Source organism: Paenibacillus luteus, from assembly GCF_006542765.1.
In the GTDB taxonomy this organism is placed as follows: domain Bacteria; phylum Bacillota; class Bacilli; order Paenibacillales; family Paenibacillaceae; genus Pristimantibacillus; species Pristimantibacillus luteus.
The window spans coordinates 1-796 of sequence record NZ_SKCD01000082.1; the positions used below are offsets into that span (position 1 = coordinate 1).

Sequence of the window (796 nt, forward strand, 5' to 3'; positions counted from 1 at the left end):
TTTCCCCATTCGGAAATCCTCGGATCAATGCCTGCTTACGGCTCCCCGGGGCGGTATCGTTGTTCGCCACGTCCTTCTTCGGCTCCTGGTGCCTAGGCATCCTCCGTGCGCTCTTACTAGCTTAACCTATCGTTCCGGTTGATTCGGCTTGCTCGCCTTTTTCATTTTGTTTCCTCGATTTCAGAAGAGACCAAGTGGTTGAAACAAAACGAAAAGATGTCGAGACAATCACGAACAACCTTCACTAACAATTAAAACATTTTAGCTAAAGGATGATTCAGCAATTTCTTTTCTTTCGTTATCCAGTTTTCAAGGTGCAAGTTTCTTGTCGTTCTCACGACAGGAATATTAGATTAGCATACTCGCTTGTTACAATCAACCATTAAAAGTTGGTAATTTCACTTGTATGAGTTAATCCGCTTGGCGACGTCCTACTCTCCCAAGACCCTGCGGTCTAAGTACCATTGGCGCTGGAGGGCTTAACGGTCGTGTTCGGTATGGGAACGCGTGGTTCCCCTCCGCCATCGCCACCAAACGAATGACTAGACATAATGAAAGAAAGTGTTCAACAATGCCATCAAAATCAGAGCAGACGAAAACGCCTCGTTCTTCTTCTATGTATTGCGTTACTCTTTCAAAACTGACAACGAGTAAGCGATAAACTGCCAAGTTTATCCGAACCTCATCGGGTTCGGGTATTTCCTTAGAAAGGAGGTGATCCAGCCGCACCTTCCGATACGGCTACCTTGTTACGACTTCACCCCAATCATCTACCCCACCTTCGACGGCTAGCTCC

At 46.6% G+C, this 796-nt stretch carries 3 rRNA genes; all 3 read right to left on the reverse strand.

Annotated features, from left to right (window positions below):
- Window positions 1-127: ribosomal RNA gene (locus E0496_RS33405) — 23S ribosomal RNA — on the reverse strand; the annotation flags it as partial.
- Between the two features lie 291 nt (window positions 128-418).
- Window positions 419-535 (reverse strand): 5S ribosomal RNA (gene rrf / locus E0496_RS33410).
- A 172-nt stretch (window positions 536-707) separates the two neighbouring features.
- Window positions 708-796 (reverse strand): 16S ribosomal RNA (locus E0496_RS33415); the annotation flags it as partial.